This is a genomic window from Streptomyces sp. NPDC032745 (assembly GCF_055579465.1).
In genome coordinates, this window is the sequence record NZ_JBVING010000019.1 from 107,622 (window position 1) to 124,359 (window position 16,738).

Consider the following 16,738-nt stretch of genomic DNA (forward strand, 5'->3'; position numbering starts at 1 on the left):
CCTTTCTCACCCCTCCCCCACAACCCCCCCCCCCCCCCCCCCCCCCCCCCCCCCCCCCCCCCCCCCTCCCCCCCCCCCCCCCCCCCCTCCCTCCCCCCCCCCCCCCCCCCCCCGCGCCGATTCCCGGATGTGCGCCATGCCGATACCGCACCCGCCCGCACGGCCCACGGAAGACCAGTTGTCGATCATCGACAGCTTGCTGACCAGGCCGTGCCCCGATCAGTCGAGCGCGTACGCCAAAAGCGGACCCCGGGCAGAATGGGCGCCCCGCACCGTTATGGGTGTGGGGCGCCTTATCCAGTTCACTACTACCCCTGCAGCACGACAGGGGTAGCCGCCGTGACGAAGGGGCGTGTCGCTACCGGCCGCAGGGAGGATACGGAGCGCACGTCTGTGCCGTTGTTGCACTTCCGTCGGGCCTCTGCACCCGCTCTGTCAGGGCTCTGACATTGACGGCCTTGGGGCGCTGGCTGCCTACGGCGGAAGATTGCGGTTCGTCTGCAACACTGCGGTCGACCGCCGGGCGGACCGCCCTCTCGGCCTATGCAGCGAGCGTGCAGGACATGATGCTGTCGGACCCGGGCCACGACCCGCCCGGGTCCGATCGTTCCCCTATGCGGGGAGGCGCGGCGATCGTTCGGCCGGCGGATCCATCAGGCGGCGCAGCAGGCGGGTGAGGGGGCGCTCCAGCAGGCGCTGGAGCAGCCAGGCGATCAGTACGACGCCCGCGATGACGCCGAGCAGGGTGGGCCAGGGGCCCCACTGCTCGTTCCAGCGCCAGATCACCCGTACGCCCAGCGACTGGTGGACGAGGTAGAGCGGGTACGAGATCGCGCCCGCGACCGGCAGCCAGCGCCACTGGATCCGGTCCAGCTTCCCGAGCGCGATCAGGCCCATCAGCACGTACATGACGGTGATCGCGGCCAGACAGACCTTCCAGTTGATGCCGTGCCCCTCGCCCTCCATGATCGCGGCAAGGCGGTGCTGCATCAGCAGCCAGGACAGTGCCAGGATGCCCAGGGTCTCGCCCTCGATCCGGCCGGCCCGGCGGACCAGGTAGAAGGCGATTCCGGCGATGAAGAAGGGCGCCCACCGGGGCACCAGGAGCTGGTCGAGCAGCGGGATGCCCGACGCCGGTGCCAGGACCGAGCCCAGCGCCCAGACCCAGCAGAAGGTCGCGACCCGGCGGTAGCTCGTACCCAGCAGGACGACCAGCGAGAAGATCAGGTAAAAGCGCAGCTCGATCCAGAGGGTCCAGTACACGTTGTCCACGCTGTTCACCCCGAGGGGTTCGTGGAGCATCGTGAGGTTGGTGAGCATCTGACCGACCGTGACCTTCGGCTCGCCGGGAATCTGGGGGCCCAGGCGCGCGGCTGCCGAGGAGAGCACGACTGCCACCCAGTACAGCGGGAACAGCCGCAGGATCCGGCCCTGCCAGAACTTCTGGAGCGACTTGCCCCAGGCGGACATGCAGATGACGAAGCCGCTGATCATGAAGAAGAAGACCACGCCCAGCCAGCCGAACTCGGCGATCTTGTGCAGCGTGGGAAACAGTTCGACCGCCGTCCGTTGCCAAGGAATCTTCCCCGACCCGGCGAGGTAGTGGAACAGGACCACCGACAGCGCGGCGAGCAGCCGCAGACCGTCGAGCACGGCTATTCGCGGCGCCCGCACAGCCCCGGTAGCCCCGGACGGCCGCACGGAGCCGGTACCCCTGGACCACACCCGGCGGCGGGCGGGTCCGGGGGCCACCTGCGGAGCCCCGACGGGCACCGGGACGCGGTCCCCGTCAAGGACGAACCTGTCGGACATGACACCTCTGAAGATTCCTGCGGTGTCGCGACACCGGTGCGTTTCAGGCGAAAGGGCCCCACGATCTTAGCGATGCCGTGGGCGCTCACCGGCGCCCGGGGCCAAGCGATCACTGAATAGCCCGTTGCAGTTGTTCAGGCCGGAATCGCATGGGACGGGGGAGTCGGCGCACGAACGGTTGCGCACCATTAGCCGGCCGGCTGGCGGGGCGGCTGAGCAGGTGGAATGGAAGAGGCCGCCCACCGCTTCGGTTGTGGCGAGGCCGTTGCAGCGGGCCACCGCGGTCGAGTAGTTCTCTTACCTCCGCCGGCCGGATGCCGGGATCGCGGCGGGTGCCGTGCTCGGACCAGTCCCAGGCCCGGCGCCCGGGGGCGTCCAGAGCATCAGGTTGCTCATCAGCTCGGCCTGCTCGATCGCGTCGTCGAGTGCGTGGTGGGTGTGCCGGCGGCGGGAGAGCAGCTGCTTCGGCATCCGCCCCTTGGCGGCGGCGCGCAGCGGGACCCGCGCCTTCGTCGCGTACAGGGTCTTCATGTCGAGGCAGCCGGAGTGCCCGAAGGGGCTGTCGCCGCCGAACCGCATCAAGTACCAGTACAGGAAGGTCCAGTCGAAGGAGGCCGGGTAGCCGCACATCACGGGCTGCGCCCCGGCCTCGGCGGAGACCTCCCGTACCCACGCGCGGAACTCGGCCATGGCCGCCGCGGGTTCGGCGCCCTCCCGGACCAGCCGGTCCCGGTCGAGGCCGCTGACGGCGAGCGCCTCGGGGACGTACTCGTCGCTGATCGGCCGGAGTTCGCGGTAGAAGGTGTGCTGCTCGGGGTCTGCGGCTGTATACGAAGCGCCGTCCTGCCGCCCCGCGACGGCGGCCCCGAAGCTGATCATCGAGTACGGGCCGGGGATCGGGCCGTCGGCCTCGATGTCGACGGAGATGTAGAGGCTGGGACGTGGGGTACGGGCTGGCATGTGAGGGATCATGCCAGCCCGCGGCGCTGCGATCATCCGGTTTCCCGGCGCCGGACAACCCCTACGCGCTCGCAGGGGCGGCACTCCGCGGCGAGGACATCCGGTCCACGATCCGTACGACCATGCGGCGGCTCGCGAGTCGTCCGCTGAATGCCATGACCCGGTTCATGGCTCCGGAGATCACGCTCGGCGGCGGGTTCCTCCGGTCCAGCGCCTTCAGCGCGGTGCGCACGACCACCTCGGAGGTCTGCATCCGGGTGCCGCCGGCGGCGTCCTCACTGCCGACCACCTCGAAGAACTCCGTCTTCGTCGCGCCGGGCGACAGCGCCATGACGCGCAGCCCGGTGCCGTGCGACTCCTGCCACAGGGCCTCGGTGAAACTGAGCACGAAGGCCTTGCTGGCTCCGTAGACGGCCATGTTGGGGACGGGCTGGTAGCCGGCCATGCTGGCGACGTTGACCAGGACGCCCTCGCCACGGCTGCGCAGCCGGCCGATGAAGGCGCGGCTGATGTCGACGACGGCCATCACGTCGAGGCCCACTTCCTGGCGGAGCCGCTGCGGGTCCTCCTCGTGGAAACGGCCGTAGGTGCCGAAACCGGCGTTGTTGATGACGCTGGAGACGGTGATCCCGCGCCGGTCCACCTCGGCGGCCAGCAGCTCACCGGACCTCTCGGCGGACAGGTCCATGGCGATCGGCTCCACCGCGACACCGTGCGCCGCGGACAGCTGCCCGGCGAGCGCCTTCAGACGGTCCTCGCGGCGGGCGACGAGCACGAGGTCGGATCCTCGTGCGGCGAGCTGGCGCGCGAACTCGGCGCCCAGGCCCGAGCTGGCGCCGGTGATCAGGGTGGTCCGGCCCCGGTAGTCGACCGCGTTCACAGTGGCTCCTGCCCTTGGAGTGACATCGTCACCATCACTGTATGCCCGCCTGGCAGTGACTGCCAAGCGGACAGTGGGGGCCAAAGGGGCGGCCCGCCTATATGCTGAGCCGATGGGGACCATCGCAACGCAGCCGAGCCTGTGGGACCGCTCCCGGCAGGCCGTGGTCGCGAGCATCTTCGACACGGCCATGCGGCTCTTCGCCGAGCAGGGTTACGAGGCCACGACGATCGCGCAGATCGCCAAGGAAGCGGGCATCTCCCAGCGGTCGCTGTTCCGGTACTTCGGTACCAAGGAGGACATCGTCTGCGGGGAGCAGGAGGAGCTCGGCGAGCTGCTGCGCGCGACGGTGGAGGCCCAGCCCGCCACCGCCACTGCGTGGGAGGCCCTGCGAGCCGGCTTCGAAGTGCTCATGGACGCGCACGGCGAGCCCGGGCAGCTGCTGGAGATCACGGTGCTGATCTTCGAGACCCCGTCGCTGCGCGCCCGTTACACGCAGAAGCGGCTGCGCTGGCAGGAGCTGGTCCTGCCCGCGGTCACGGCCCGCATGGCGGCCGGGGAGGGCCTGATCCCCGGGGTCCGCGCCGCGGCGGTCGTCGCGACCGTCTTCGCCTGTGTGGACACGGCCACCGAAGCCTGGGTCCGCAGCGGCGGCAGCGCCGACCTGGCGGCCCTCTACGACGAGGCGCTGGCCGCCGTACGGGGCTGATCCGAAAGGGCGCCCGCGGAGGTTTCCGCAGACGCCCTCGATCCGGAAGTCACGCCTCAGGAGGCGGGCGTCAGGAACATCCCCGTCTGGTCCGCTCCGGCGGTGTTCTTGCAGCTGGAGGCGGAGTTCGCGGGCTGGGCGACGGCCAGGGCCAGGCAGCGGCCGACGGCGAGCTGGCCGAAGTAGTTCGGGTGCATGGACTCCTGGACCGGCCCCTGCGTCTCGCTGCTGTCGATCCAGCGCGCCCACTCGCTCGTCTTCGCCGACGCGGGCGCCGTGGTGCTCACCAGCTTGCTGGCCTTCGCGCACACCTCACGGCCCTGCAGCATGTCCCGCAGGTCCAGGAACTGCACGCCCTTGGCGGCGGCAACCCCCTTGAGGCGATTGGCGATCTGGGGTACGAGCGAGTCGCGCGCCCAGTCCGAGTCCCGGTTCCAGAAGGGGCAGCCGCCCGTGTTGAGCCGGCTCCAGTCGCTCTGCGTGTACCGGTTCTCGGCGCCGCGCGGGATCGGTGACGGGTAGGACTGGAGCACGATCCGGTACGAGGAGTCGGTGTACCCGGCGGCTCGCATCACGGCGCGGATCTCGTCCACGGACTTGCCGACGTTCGCCATGACGCCGTCGATCTTCTCGTCGACCCCGTACTGCTGGTTGTCGTAGCAGTACGAGTTCCAGAGGACGAAGTCGAGGGCACAGTCCTTGATGATGTCGGCGAAGCCGAGGTCGTTGCCGCCGATGGACAGCGCGATGACCTTGACGTTGTCGGCGGCGGCCACGGCGGCCAGCTGATCGGCCTGCGGGGCCTCGCCCTTGAAGGGCACGCCGCCGTTGGAGGCGCGGAAGACGTTCTCGGAAATCGCCCCGGAGCAGGCCAGGTTCACGGCCACGTCGGCGATCGCTCCGGCGCTCGTGACCTCGGCGGAGTCGGAGCGGTGGCACCCGCCGGCGGTGGTGCCGTACACCTTGGCGGGGTCGTAGGTGCTCCCGGAGACCCACGCGCGGTCGGTCCCGGTGCGGTTCCCGGTGTTGGTGAGGCTGTTGCCCTTCCAGCGGCCGCCTTCGCCGGAGATGTAGCTGTCGCCCATGGACACCACGGCGGTGGGCCCGGTCCCGGGACTGGCCACGGAGGTCCCGGCGGAGCCGGCGACCAGAGCACTGACGGCGAGCGGCAGAGCCATCCCGGCCCCGGCGAGTCGTCGCACTCGACTGCGGGCCCGGTCCTTGCTGGCATTGCGGAATCCGATCACGGCGGAACTCCTGCGGTCGGCCATGGCGAAGCCGGAGAGAACTCCGGTGCATGGCTGGGGAAGTGGGGGTACCGCCGGCCGGTGGCATCGGAAAGGTGACACGGCGCGCGTTGTTACCGCTAGGTACAGGAAAGTTACGATGGAGTAACAACCGATCGATCGGTCGGTCCGCCGGCCCGGTCCGCCAACCCGCCGCGCCCTTGGCCGGATTGCGCCGTTCCCTCTCCGGCCGTTCGCGTTCACCCTGTGAACAGAAGCGCAACCAAGGCGGTCAACGGGGGAGCCACCATGGTCGAGCCGCTCTACGTACCCGTCCTGCCGGTGCGCCGCGGCCCGCTCGCGGCGTACTCCCGGCTGGCACCGGCCCTGCAGGCGGCCGTCTCACCGCTGTGGACGATTCCGCTGCGTGCACATCCGGCCGGGTCGGCCGGACCGCCGGGCGCCGTCGTCGCCGCCCAACGGGCCACGCCCGCCTGGGTGGACGCCCGGCACCTCGAGGGTGAGCCGCGTGCCGTCACGGAGGGGCTCTGGCCGTACCTGCTCCACACGCCGCTCCGGCCGGTCACCGGTCCGGGGCGGCCGGAATGGCAGCAGTCCGCCTGCGCGGACTTCGCCCGGGCGGGCGGGAACGGCCTCGGGCTGCGGGTCCGTGCCGCCGCTGCCGCCTCGGAGCACGGCGCCGAGGAGGTGCGCCGGCTCTTCGAGCGGCTCGACGGTCCGGACCTCGCCCGGGACCTGCTGCTGGACCTGGAGGCGGTCACCGAGGAGGACCACCGGGCGGACAAGTGCGCCCTGCGCGCCCTGGAGTTGCTCGGCCCGCTCACCCGGTGGCGTTCGATCGTGCTGCTGGCCGGTTCCTTTCCGCCCGCAGCGCCCGAGCCGACGGGGTGGGGGCCGGTCGAGGCGCACCGACACGACTGGGACGTCTGGCACATGGTCCGCCACGCCCGGCCGGAGCTCCCCGTCGACGTCACCTACGGGGACTACGGCGCCCACCACGCCTTCGCGGCCGGCACCGGCGCGGGCGGCGGCCCGCCCTGGGGCGTCCTGCGCTACACCACCGACCGTACGTTCATCCTGGCCAAGGCGCCCACGGTCGGAGAGGGGCATGCCGAGGAGGTGCGGGAGATCGCCCGCCGGATGATCGCTGAGCCCGACTTCCGGGGAGCCGGGTTCAGCGAGGGCGACCGCTGGTTGCACGCGTGCGCCACGGGTACCGGGACCCCCGGCGTCGGCAACGCAGAGTGGTGGATCCGGGCGGGCCACAGCCAGCACCTCGCCTACGCGGCATGGCGATTGACCGCCTGAAGCACGAACACAGCTCCGCCCCCGGGCCTGCTGGCGGCGGGGGCGGAGCCGGGGTCGGCTGCTGTGCGATTCAGCCGACGTCGGGGGTCAGCCGGCGAGCTGGTCGTACGCGGGGAGGGTGAGGAAGTCCGCGTAGTCCGCGTCCAGGGAGACCTGGAGGAGGAGGTCGTGGGCCTGCTGCCACTTGCCGGCCGCGAAGGCCTCCTCGCCGACCTCGGCGCGGATCGCGGCCAGTTCCTCGGCGGCGATCTTGCGCGCGAGGTCGGCGGTGGCCGTCACGGGCTCGCCGTCGTGCTCGAACACGACACCGGCGTTGATCCACTGCCAGATCTGCGAGCGGGAGATCTCGGCGGTGGCCGCGTCCTCCATCAGGCCGAAGATGGCGACGGCGCCCAGGCCGCGCAGCCAGGCCTCGATGTAGCGGATGCCGACCTGGACGGCGTTGCGCAGGCCCTCGTACGTCGGCTTCGCGTCCAGCGAGTCGATCGCGATGAGCTCGCCCGGGGCCACCGAGACGTCCTCGCGGAGCCGGTCCTTCTGGTTCGGCTTCTCGCCGAGGACCGCGTCGAAGGAGGCCATCGCGATCGGGACCAGGTCGGGGTGGGCGACCCACGAGCCGTCGAAGCCGTCGCCCGCCTCGCGGTCCTTGTCGGCCTTGACCTTCTCGAACGCGACCCGGTTGGCCTCGGCGTCCTTGCGGGACGGGATGAAGGCCGCCATGCCGCCGATGGCGTGCGCGCCGCGCTTGTGGCAGGTGCGGACCAGGAGTTCGGTGTACGCCCGCATGAACGGGGCGGTCATCGTGACCGCGTTGCGGTCCGGCAGGACGAACTTCCCGCCGCCGTCACGGAAGTTCTTCACGATGGAGAACAGGTAGTCCCAGCGGCCCGCGTTCAGGCCCGCCGCGTGGTCGCGCAGCTCGTAGAGGATCTCCTCCATCTCGTACGCGGCCGTGATGGTCTCGATCAGGACCGTCGCGCGGACCGTGCCCTGCGGGATCCCGACGTAGTCCTGCGAGAAGACGAAGATCTCGTTCCAGAGGCGCGCCTCCAGGTGCGACTCCGTCTTCGGAAGGTAGAAGTACGGGCCCTTGCCGAGCGAGATGAGGCGCTTGGCGTTGTGGAAGAAGTAGAGGCCGAAGTCCACCAGGGCACCGGGGACCGGACGGCCGTCGACCTGGAGGTGGCGCTCCACCAGGTGCCAGCCGCGCGGGCGCATCACGACGGTCGCCAGCTGCTCGGCGGGCTTCAGGGCGTACGACTTGCCCGTGCGCGGGTCCGTGAAGTCGATGCGGCGCTCGTAGGCGTCGATCAGGTTGAGCTGGCCGAGGACGACGTTCTCCCAGGTGGGGGCGGAGGCGTCCTCGAAGTCGGCGAGCCAGACCTTGGCGCCCGAGTTCAGGGCGTTGATGGTCATCTTGCGGTCGGTCGGACCGGTGATCTCCACACGGCGGTCGTTCAGCGCGGCCGGGGCCGGCGCGACCTTCCAGTCGCCCTCGCGGACCTGTGCGGTGTCCGGGAGGAAGTCGAGGTGGGAGGTGCGGGCGATTTCGGCGCGGCGCTCGGCGCGGCGGGCGAGGAGCTCGTCACGGCGGGGCGTGAACCGCCGGTGGAGCTCGGCCACGAACGCGAGGGCCGCCTCGGTCAGGACTTCGTCCTGCCGGGGCAGGGGCTCGGCGTCGACGATGGCCAGCGATGACGGCGCTGGTGCGGACATATCTGTCACTCCTTCAGCGGCGGTGCCTGGCGGCCGCGGGGAATGCTCGCGCAGGACGGCACGCAGTGCCGCCGGGTGTGGAGAGTTCCGGGATACGGTCGCGGGCGCCGTCTGGGGGTTCAGGGCGCTTCTGACCAGTGGATAGTAATTTCCTTATGGTGGAAGTTCAATGGTTTGTTGATGTCGAGATTCTCTGGGTCGACAGACTCCGGCGCCCGGTGGCCCTCAGTGCCACCTTCGTCACTGCCTGCTCAACTGCCGCTCGACCTCCGCTCAAGCCAGTCGTGCCAGGTCGGGCGGGGTGTCGATGTCGAAGGCCTCGGCGATGTCCCCGCACTCCACCAGCGTGAGCTCGTTCGCGTGTTCTGTCAGATGGACCCGCGCGCCCTTGTCCCCCGTCGCCGTCGCCGCGATGTCCGGCCAGCGGTCCGCGCCGAAGAGCACCGGATGGCCGCGCTCCCCGCCGTAGGCCGCCGCGACCAGGCTCGCGGGGGAGCGGTACGCCTCCCGGACCCGCGCCACGGCCGCGGGGCCGATGCCCGGCTGGTCCACGAGCGAGACGAGGGCCGCCGAGGCGCCCGTACCGGCGAGCGAGGCGAGGCCGACGCGCAGGGACGAGCCCATGCCCTGCGCCCAGTCGGGGTTGTCCACGACCACGCAGCCGGTCAGGTCCGCCCGCTCGCGGACCTCGGCCGCGGAGGCGCCGAGCACCACGTGCAGCGGACCGCAGCCCGCCTCGCGCAGCACCCGCACCGCGTTCTCGACCAGCGGGCGGCCGCGGTACGCGAGCAGGGCCTTGGGGCGCCCGCCCAGGCGGCGGCCGCCGCCGGCCGCGAGGAGCAGGCCGGCGATCACGGGGCCAGGGGGCCGGGGGATCGAAGCTGAGTGTGCGTTGGCTGGCATGTCAGCGATTCTCGCCCCTGTGCCTCCGTGCGCGGGCGCCGCCTCAGGAGGCGTCGTACGGCGGCCAGGCCGGGCCCGAGGCGCAGCGGCTCGCAGATGCGGTTCTCGACGGCAGCCGCCAGGGCGCGCTCGTCACGGTCGGTCAGCGGGGTCGACATGGCGGTCTCCTTGCCAATCGGGGGCCAATACCGCGAGTCTGGACCCTGGATTGGCCTGGCAGGCAGAGCCAATCAGGGGAGGTTGGCATGGCAAACGGGCGAGTCGTCCAGACGGCGGACAGAACCATCGGCAGCCGCCAGCTCGCGGCCCTGCTGCCCTCCCAGGTGCTGTCCCGCCCCGGCTACCGGGCCCTCGCCGACGCCGTGAGGACCCTGATCCTGGACGGCCGGATCGCCCTGCACGTACGGCTGCCCGCCGAGCGCGAGCTCGCGGAGGCGCTCGGCGCCAGCCGCGCCACCGTCACCGGGGCCTACGACCTGCTGCGCGAGAGCGGCTACGTCCGCAGCCGACGCGGATCCGGCACCTGGACCGAACTCCCCGAGGGCCACGGACCGGTCGGCGCGCACCTGCTGGTCGGCTCCGGCGGCTACATCGCCGACGGCGACCCCGGGATCGACCTGGCCATCGCCGCCCTGGGCGCCCCGGAGGAGGCCCTCACCGAGGCCCTCGCCTGGGCCGCGCCCCGGCTGCCGGGCCTCGCCCGGAGCCCCGGCTACAACCCCTTCGGGCTGCCCGACCTGCGCAGCGCCGTCGCCGAGCGGTTCACCCGGCGAGGGCTGCCGACCCGCCCCGAGCAGATCCTGGTCACGGCCGGCGCGCAGCAGGCGTTCTCGCTGGTCGTGGGCCTGCTGTGCCGGCCCGGGGACCGGGTGGTGACCGAGAACCCCACGTACGCGAACGCCCTCGACGCCCTGCGGCACGCCCGGTTGCGCACCGGGTCGATCGCCGTCTCCGACGCGGGCTGGGACATGGAGATCGCCGAGTCCACGCTGCGGCAGACCGTGCCGAGGCTGGCGTACGTGATCCCGGACTTCCACAACCCGACGGGCCTGCTCATGCCGCAGGAGCAGAGGCTGCGGCTGCTGTCTGCGACGCGGCGGACCGGGACCTGGCTGGTGGTCGACGAGACCATCGCCGACATCGCGCTGGACGTGCCGCCGCCGGCGCCGCTGGCCTCGCTGGCGCCGAGGGGCGGGGCGGACCACGTGGTGACGATCGGCTCGCTCAGCAAGACGCACTGGGGCGGGCTGCGGGTGGGGTGGGTACGGGCCACCGCGAAGATGATCACGGAGCTGACGGCGGTGAAGGTGGCCGCGGACATGACGGGGTCGGTGCTGGACCAGTTGGTGGCGCTGCCGCTGCTGGAGGGGCTGGAACGGACCCTGCCGGCGCGGCTCGCGCAGTTGCGGGGGCAGCGGGAGGCGCTGGTGCGTGCCCTGGAGCGGCACACTCCGGAGTGGTCGTGGCAGGTGCCGCCGGGCGGGCTGTCGCTGTGGGTGGACCTGGGGGAGCCGGTGAGCTCGGCGCTTGCGGAGCGGGCCGGCGCCTGCGGCGTGCACATCGGGCGGGGCGCGCGGTTCGGGGTGGACCCCGGGACGTTCGAGCATCGGCTGCGGATTCCGTACACGCTGTCCGCCGATCGCTTGGACGAGGCCGTACGGCGCCTCGCGGCGGCCTTCCACGACGGGGTCCCGCTGGCTCCGGCGGTGGAGCGGCCGCACTGGGTCGCCTAAGGGCTGTCCCGTAATCCCCGGCGGGCGCACGACGGCAGCTACGGCGCCTCGCCGCGTTGTCGGAGCGCCCGGATGGGATTACGGGACAGCCCTCAGGCGGCCCGCGCCGGGTTGCGGACGGTGCGGAAGTAGACGTTGGCCGCCGGACGGAACATCAGGAACACAGCCGTGAGGACGGCAGCCACGTGGACGGCCCGGCTGGCGCCGAAGACCAGGTCGAGGGCGTCGGCCCCTTGGAGCGCTGCCGCCGTCGACCCGCCGTCGAGGAGGTACCCGAGGGGCTGGGCGACCATGGAGGCGGTGCCGAGGACGCCGAGGCCGACGGCGAGGGTGATCCGGGCCCAGCGGCCGCCGGTGCGCATCCGGCGGCCGATGAGGACGGCGGCGGTGAACACCGTGAGGCGGACGGCGAGCCCGACGCCGATCCCGGCGGCCGAGCCGGTGCCGTCGGCCGCCATGCGGCCGACGGCGAGGGCGGTTTCGAAGGCGCCGGCCGCGACCGCGGTGAGCCACAGGGCGTAGGCCGTGCGGACGGCCGACGGCGGGGCGGTCGGGTCCGGCGTGGCGGTGGGGGCAGGCCTGGCGGTGGTGTGCACGGGGGCTCGCTCTCTGGTCGGGAGTCGGTACGCCCCATGCTTCCGGGCCTGTTTACCGGGCACCCGCCTGCTGCCCGGTGCGTCCGCGCGGGGGGTGGCCCCACCCTGCTGGGTATCCCCGGGGGAGCGCTGTCTCCCGGCGAGCGCCGGCACCCGCGGCGGCTACGGGGTGCGGATCAGGCGGCGGGTGGCGGCCGTGGCCACCGCCGAGGTGCGGGAGTCGACGCCGAGCTTCGCGTAGATGTGGACCAGGTGGGATTTGACCGTGGCCTGGCTGAGGAAGAGCTTCTTCGAGATCTGCTGGTTCGACAGGCCGTCCGCGACCAGCTGGAGCACCTCCAGCTCCCGCTTCGTCAGCGCCTCCGCGGGCGTGCGCATGCGGTCCATCAGCCGCAGCGCCACCGCCGGGGCCAGCGCCGACTGGCCCGCCGCCGCCGTGCGCACCGCCGCCGCCAGCTCCTCCGGCGGGGCGTCCTTCAGCAGGTAGCCCGACGCGCCCGCCTCCACCGCCGCCAGGATGTCCGCGTCCGTGTCGTACGTGGTCAGGACCAGGACCCGGGGGGCTCCGGGCCGGGCGGTGATCGCCGCCGTAGCCGCCGAGCCGTGCATGCCGGTGCCGAACTGGAGGTCCATCAGGACCACGTCCACCGGCTCCGAGGCGGCCAGTTCCACCGCCCGCTCGGCGGTGGCGGCCTCCGCGACGACCGCGAAGTCCGGCTCGGTGTCCAGCACCGCACGCAGCCCGGCCCGGACCACCGGGTGGTCGTCGGCCAGCAGCAGGCGGATCGTCATCAGGATGCCTCCAGCGGCAGCGGCAGGGTGACGGCCACGGCGGTGCCCTGGCCCGGCGCGGACTCCACGGTGAACAGCCCGCCCAGCGTCTCGGCCCGCGAGCGCATCGCCGGCAGCCCGAACCCGCCCTCGCCGGAGGGGGCGCAGGAGGGGTCGAAGCCGGTCCCGTCGTCCACGATGTCCAGCGTCACCGAGGCGTCCATGAAGGTCAGGGTGATCTCGGCGCGGTCCGCGCGCGCGTGGCGCACCACGTTGGCGAGCGCCGACTGCGCGATCCGCAGCAGGGCCACCTCGTACGGAGTGGGCAGGACCCGGGGCCCGCCGCTCAGGCAGAACCGGACGCGCGGCCCCGGCGCGGCCGTGCACAGCCGCTCCAGTGCGGCGGCGAGGGAGCCGTGTTCGAGGTCGGGAGGGGTGAGCGCCCGTACGAAACGACGCGCCTCGGCGAGGTTCTCCTGGGCCGCCTCCCGGGCCTGCGCGATGTGCGCCAGCGCTGCCGCTCGCGGATCGGCCGGGTCCGGCTCGGCCGACGGGGCGCGGGTGGGCTCGGACAGGGAGCGTTCCGCCGCGCGCAGCAGGAGCTGGATCGAGGACAGGCCCTGGGCCAGGGTGTCGTGGATCTCCCGGGCCAGGCGTTCCCGCTCCGCCAGGATCCCCGCGTCCCGCTCGGCCGCCGCCAGCTCGGCGCGGGTGGCGATGAGCTCCTCGATGAGCTCGCGGCGGCGTTCGCTCTCGCGGTACAGCGCCTGGTAGCCCAGTACGGTCGCCACCGCCACGGCCCCGCCGAGCAGTGGCCCGAGGAAGGCCCCGGGCGACACCGCGCTGCTCTGCGCGTGTGCCAGGAAGCCGCCGATCGCCGCGCACGCGGTCACCGCGACGGCCGCGACGCCCCAGCGCAGCCGCAGCAGGTGCAGCTCGAGGAAGTACAGCGGGAAGGCGATCCACAGCCCGTCGGGGGAGAGCACCAGCAGCCCCGCCCAGGCCGCGCCCAGCCCGGCCAGCCAGACCGCCCCGGCACGCGGCGAGCGGTGCACCGCGGGGGTCAGTACACCGGCCGCGTACACCGTGGCCAGCACCGCGCAGGCGGCGACCACCCAGCCGGCGCGCGGCGCGGAGTCGGTGACGGCCCGCCCGGCGGCCAGCGCGAGCAGCCCGGACAGCAGCGCGTGCAGGCACAGGCGCAGGATGCGCGAGACGGGAGTGAGGGGACGCGGAGCGAGTGATTCCGGAGCAGCCATGGCCCGACCAGCCTAAGTGGCGGCCCGCGCCCTCCGGTCAATCGAAAGTTTGATGTCCGGATGCGTCCTTCGATACCAGGATCACTACCGTGGCGCGATGCCCTGTGCCCGCGCCGAAGACCAGGGTGGGGACCATGTTCGTCGCATGGAGAGATCTACGGTTCGCCAAGGGCCGCTTCGCCCTCATGGGCTCGGTCGTACTGCTGATCACGCTGCTGGTCGGCCTGCTGTCCGGGCTCACCGCCGGCCTGGCCCGGGAGAACATCTCGGCCGTCACCGGCCTGCCCGCCACCCACCTGGCCTTCGCCGCGCCGACGGGGGACCAGAAGGTGTCCTTCACCAACTCCCAGGTGCCCGAGAAGGCCTGGCAGGCCTGGCGGACGCAGCCCGGTGTGAAGTCGGCGCAGCCGCTCGGCATCCGCACCACCAACGCGGCGGCGGGTGAGCGCACCGCCGCCGTCTCCGTGTTCGGCGTCGACCCGGCCGGCCCCCTCCCGCCGCGGGGCAGCGGTCTCGCCCAGGGGCAGGTGGTCCTCACCGAGAAGGCCGCGAAGGAACTCGGCGGCCTCGCCGCCGGCGGCAAGCTGAAGATCGGCCCGCTCGAGCTGACCGTGGCCGCCGTCTCCGGCACCGCCGCCTACAGCCACACCCCGGTCGTCTGGACGGACCTGGGCGACTGGCAGCGCATCGGCAACCCCGGCACCTCCATCGACACCCTCGCCACCGTGATCGCGCTCGACACCGCCGGGTCGGCGGACCTCGCCGCCGGCGACAAGGCGGCCGGCACGTCGGCCCAGACCATCGACGAGGCACTCGGCGCCATAGGCTCCTACCAGGCCGAGAACGGCTCGCTCCAGCTGATGCGCGGCTTCCTCTTCGTCATCTCGGCCCTGGTCATAGGGGCCTTCTTCACCGTCTGGACGATCCAGCGCAGCGGGGACGTCGCCGTGCTGAAGGCGCTGGGCGCCTCCACCCCGTACCTGCTGAAGGACGCCCTCGGCCAGGCCGTGGTCATGCTCGCGATCGGCACCGGGCTCGGTACGGCGCTCGCCGCCGGGTTCGGCGCGCTGATCAGCGGGGGCAACGTGCCCTTCGTCCTCGACACCGCGACCGTGCTGGTGCCCGCCGCGATCATGATCGCGCTCGGCGCGCTGGGTGCGGCCCTGTCCATCCGGCGGATCACCGCCGTCGACCCCCTGACCGCCCTAGGGAGCGCCCGATGACCCTCCTCGTGCACGACGTCACGCTCACCTATCCGGACGGCGAGAGCAGGCTCACCGCCCTCGACCGGGTCCGGCTGGAAGTGCCCGCCGGCACGCTGACCGCGGTGATCGGACCCTCCGGCTCCGGCAAGTCCAGCCTGCTGGCGGTCGCCGCCACCCTGGTCACCCCGGATTCCGGGCAGGTGGTGGTGGCCGGCCAGGACACCGCGCGGCTGAGCGCGGCCGAGAAGTCGGCCCTGCGCCGCGAGAAGATCGGCATCGTCTTCCAGCAGCCGAACCTGCTGGCCTCGCTCACCGCCGCCGAGCAGCTCCAGGTGATGGCGCACCTCTCGGGCCGCCCGTCGCGGACGCTGCGCCGCCGGGCGCTGGACCTGCTGGACGCGGTGGGCCTGGCCGACAAGGCCGACAAGCGCCCCCACCAGCTCTCCGGCGGCCAGCGCCAGCGCATCAACATCGCCCGCGCCCTGATGAACGAGCCGGCCGTGCTCCTGGTCGACGAGCCGACGAGCGCCCTGGACCACGAGCGGGGGGCGGCCGTCCTCGACCTGCTGGTCACGCTGACCCGCGAGCGTTCCACCGCGACCGTGCTCGTCACCCACGACCACGCCCACCTGGAGCGGATGGACCGGACGGCGACGATGGCGGACGGCCGCCTGACGGACTCCGAGTCCGAGCCGGTCCCGGCCGCCTGAGCGTCCGCGCCCGTACGTACGCCAAGGCCCCGGCCCCTCGCAGCGGAGGGGGCCGGGGCCTTCACGTACGGACGGAACCTACGCGGGGCTCTGGCTCTGCAGCGCCACCGACAGCTCGGCCGCGACGTTCTGCAGGATCGGCACGAAGGACTCGGCCACGGCCTCGGTCACCCGGCCGGCCGGACCCGAGATGGAGATCGCGGCGGCGGTCGGCGAGTTCGGCACCGACACGGCGAGGCAGCGGACTCCTATCTCCTGCTCGTTGTCGTCGACCGCGTAGCCCACCTTGCGGACCTGCTCCAGCGCCTCCAGGAAGCCCTCGGGCGTGGTGATGGTCTTCTCGGTCGCGGCCGGCATCCCGGTGCGCGCCAGCAGGGCCCGTACCTCGTCCGCGGGGGTGTACGCGAGCAGCGCCTTGCCCACACCGGTGGAGTGCGGCAGCACCCGCCGGCCGACCTCGGTGAACATGCGCATGGAGTGCTTGGACGGCACCTGGGCGACGTAGACGATCTCGTCCCCGTCGAGCAGGGCCATGTTCGCCGTCTCGCCGGTCTCCTCGACCAGGCGGGCCAGGTACGGCCGCGCCCAGGTCCCCAGCAGGCGCGACGCGGACTCGCCGAGGCGGATCAGGCGGGGGCCGAGGGAGTACCGTCGGTTGGGCTGCTGCCGGACGTAGCCGCATGCCACGAGGGTGCGCATGAGGCGGTGGATGGTGGGCAGCGGCAGACCGCTGGCGGTGGAGAGCTCGCTGAGGCCGACCTCGCCCCCGGCATCGGCCATGCGTTCGAGCAGATCGAAGGCGCGCTCAAGGGACTGGACGCCACCGCTGGCGGCGGTGGGCTTGGAGGAAGCGTCGGTGGTGCTGGCGCTGGACGTCGGCACGGCGCGGTCCTTTCGGTGCTGGCAGGCAAGGAAGCAGCCTACCGGTC

General features: G+C 72.5%; 15 protein-coding genes. 5 read left to right on the forward strand and 10 right to left on the reverse strand.

The window, feature by feature from the left end; genetic code table 11:
* Positions 1-612: 612 nt before the first annotated feature.
* The 3 genes from ACZ5WG_RS35910 to ACZ5WG_RS35920 all read right to left on the reverse strand — a co-directional run bounded on the left by ACZ5WG_RS35910 (position 613) and on the right by ACZ5WG_RS35920 (position 3,652).
* The gene (locus ACZ5WG_RS35910; RefSeq protein WP_468728724.1) at positions 613-1,812 is read right to left on the reverse strand and encodes an acyltransferase family protein; all 1,200 of its coding nucleotides are present in this window, start codon (positions 1,810-1,812) and stop codon (positions 613-615) included.
* A gap of 297 nt (positions 1,813-2,109) precedes the next feature.
* Positions 2,110-2,772: a 3'-5' exonuclease gene (locus tag ACZ5WG_RS35915; protein ID WP_468728725.1), complete on the reverse strand. Its 663-nt coding sequence runs from the start codon at positions 2,770-2,772 to the stop codon at positions 2,110-2,112.
* Positions 2,773-2,833: 61 nt separating this feature from the next.
* Positions 2,834-3,652, reverse strand: a complete 819-nt coding sequence (locus ACZ5WG_RS35920) for an SDR family NAD(P)-dependent oxidoreductase (protein WP_468728727.1) — start codon at positions 3,650-3,652, stop codon at positions 2,834-2,836.
* A gap of 112 nt (positions 3,653-3,764) precedes the next feature.
* On the opposite strand from ACZ5WG_RS35920, the gene ACZ5WG_RS35925 reads away from it, so the two are divergent.
* Complete coding sequence (locus ACZ5WG_RS35925) at positions 3,765-4,361, forward strand: TetR/AcrR family transcriptional regulator (protein WP_468728728.1); 597 nt, start codon at positions 3,765-3,767, stop codon at positions 4,359-4,361.
* A gap of 56 nt (positions 4,362-4,417) precedes the next feature.
* Here ACZ5WG_RS35925 and ACZ5WG_RS35930 read toward each other — a convergent pair whose 3' ends face one another.
* On the reverse strand, positions 4,418-5,608 hold the full coding sequence (locus ACZ5WG_RS35930; protein ID WP_468728729.1) for a GDSL-type esterase/lipase family protein: 1,191 nt from the start codon (positions 5,606-5,608) through the stop codon (positions 4,418-4,420).
* Positions 5,609-5,854: 246 nt separating this feature from the next.
* On the opposite strand from ACZ5WG_RS35930, the gene ACZ5WG_RS35935 reads away from it, so the two are divergent.
* Positions 5,855-6,916: a beta family protein gene (locus ACZ5WG_RS35935; RefSeq protein WP_468728730.1), complete on the forward strand. Its 1,062-nt coding sequence runs from the start codon at positions 5,855-5,857 to the stop codon at positions 6,914-6,916.
* A gap of 87 nt (positions 6,917-7,003) precedes the next feature.
* On the opposite strand, the gene aceB is transcribed toward ACZ5WG_RS35935, so the two are convergent.
* Positions 7,004-8,632: a malate synthase A gene (gene aceB, locus ACZ5WG_RS35940; protein WP_468728731.1), complete on the reverse strand. Its 1,629-nt coding sequence runs from the start codon at positions 8,630-8,632 to the stop codon at positions 7,004-7,006.
* A 273-nt stretch (positions 8,633-8,905) separates the two neighbouring features.
* The gene (locus ACZ5WG_RS35945) at positions 8,906-9,535 is read right to left on the reverse strand and encodes a nucleotidyltransferase family protein (RefSeq protein ID WP_468728732.1); all 630 of its coding nucleotides are present in this window, start codon (positions 9,533-9,535) and stop codon (positions 8,906-8,908) included.
* Positions 9,536-9,780: 245 nt separating this feature from the next.
* Between ACZ5WG_RS35945 and yczR the strand changes: the two genes are divergently transcribed.
* Entirely contained in the window at positions 9,781-11,268 is a 1,488-nt protein-coding gene (yczR, locus tag ACZ5WG_RS35950) for a MocR-like transcription factor YczR (protein ID WP_468728734.1), read from the forward strand.
* A 92-nt stretch (positions 11,269-11,360) separates the two neighbouring features.
* On the opposite strand, the gene ACZ5WG_RS35955 is transcribed toward yczR, so the two are convergent.
* The 3 genes from ACZ5WG_RS35955 to ACZ5WG_RS35965 all read right to left on the reverse strand — a co-directional run bounded on the left by ACZ5WG_RS35955 (position 11,361) and on the right by ACZ5WG_RS35965 (position 13,894).
* A complete protein-coding gene (locus ACZ5WG_RS35955; protein WP_468728736.1) occupies positions 11,361-11,864 on the reverse strand; it encodes a hypothetical protein in 504 nt (167 codons plus the stop codon).
* Positions 11,865-12,026: 162 nt separating this feature from the next.
* Positions 12,027-12,656 (reverse strand): response regulator, encoded by a 630-nt coding sequence (locus tag ACZ5WG_RS35960; protein WP_053786679.1) that lies wholly within the window; start codon positions 12,654-12,656, stop codon positions 12,027-12,029.
* On the reverse strand, positions 12,656-13,894 hold the full coding sequence (locus ACZ5WG_RS35965; protein ID WP_468728737.1) for a sensor histidine kinase: 1,239 nt from the start codon (positions 13,892-13,894) through the stop codon (positions 12,656-12,658). Before ACZ5WG_RS35965 ends, ACZ5WG_RS35960 begins: the two co-directional genes overlap by 1 nt.
* A gap of 134 nt (positions 13,895-14,028) precedes the next feature.
* On the opposite strand from ACZ5WG_RS35965, the gene ACZ5WG_RS35970 reads away from it, so the two are divergent.
* On the forward strand, positions 14,029-15,117 hold the full coding sequence (locus ACZ5WG_RS35970) for an ABC transporter permease (protein WP_468728738.1): 1,089 nt from the start codon (positions 14,029-14,031) through the stop codon (positions 15,115-15,117).
* Entirely contained in the window at positions 15,114-15,809 is a 696-nt protein-coding gene (locus ACZ5WG_RS35975) for an ABC transporter ATP-binding protein (RefSeq protein ID WP_468728739.1), read from the forward strand. The genes ACZ5WG_RS35970 and ACZ5WG_RS35975 overlap by 4 nt, the downstream gene beginning before the upstream one ends.
* 78 nt (positions 15,810-15,887) lie before the next feature.
* Here the strand turns inward: ACZ5WG_RS35975 and ACZ5WG_RS35980 are convergent, their stop codons facing one another.
* Complete coding sequence (locus ACZ5WG_RS35980) at positions 15,888-16,691, reverse strand: IclR family transcriptional regulator (protein WP_468728740.1); 804 nt, start codon at positions 16,689-16,691, stop codon at positions 15,888-15,890.
* Between the last annotated feature and the right edge of the window lie 47 nt (positions 16,692-16,738).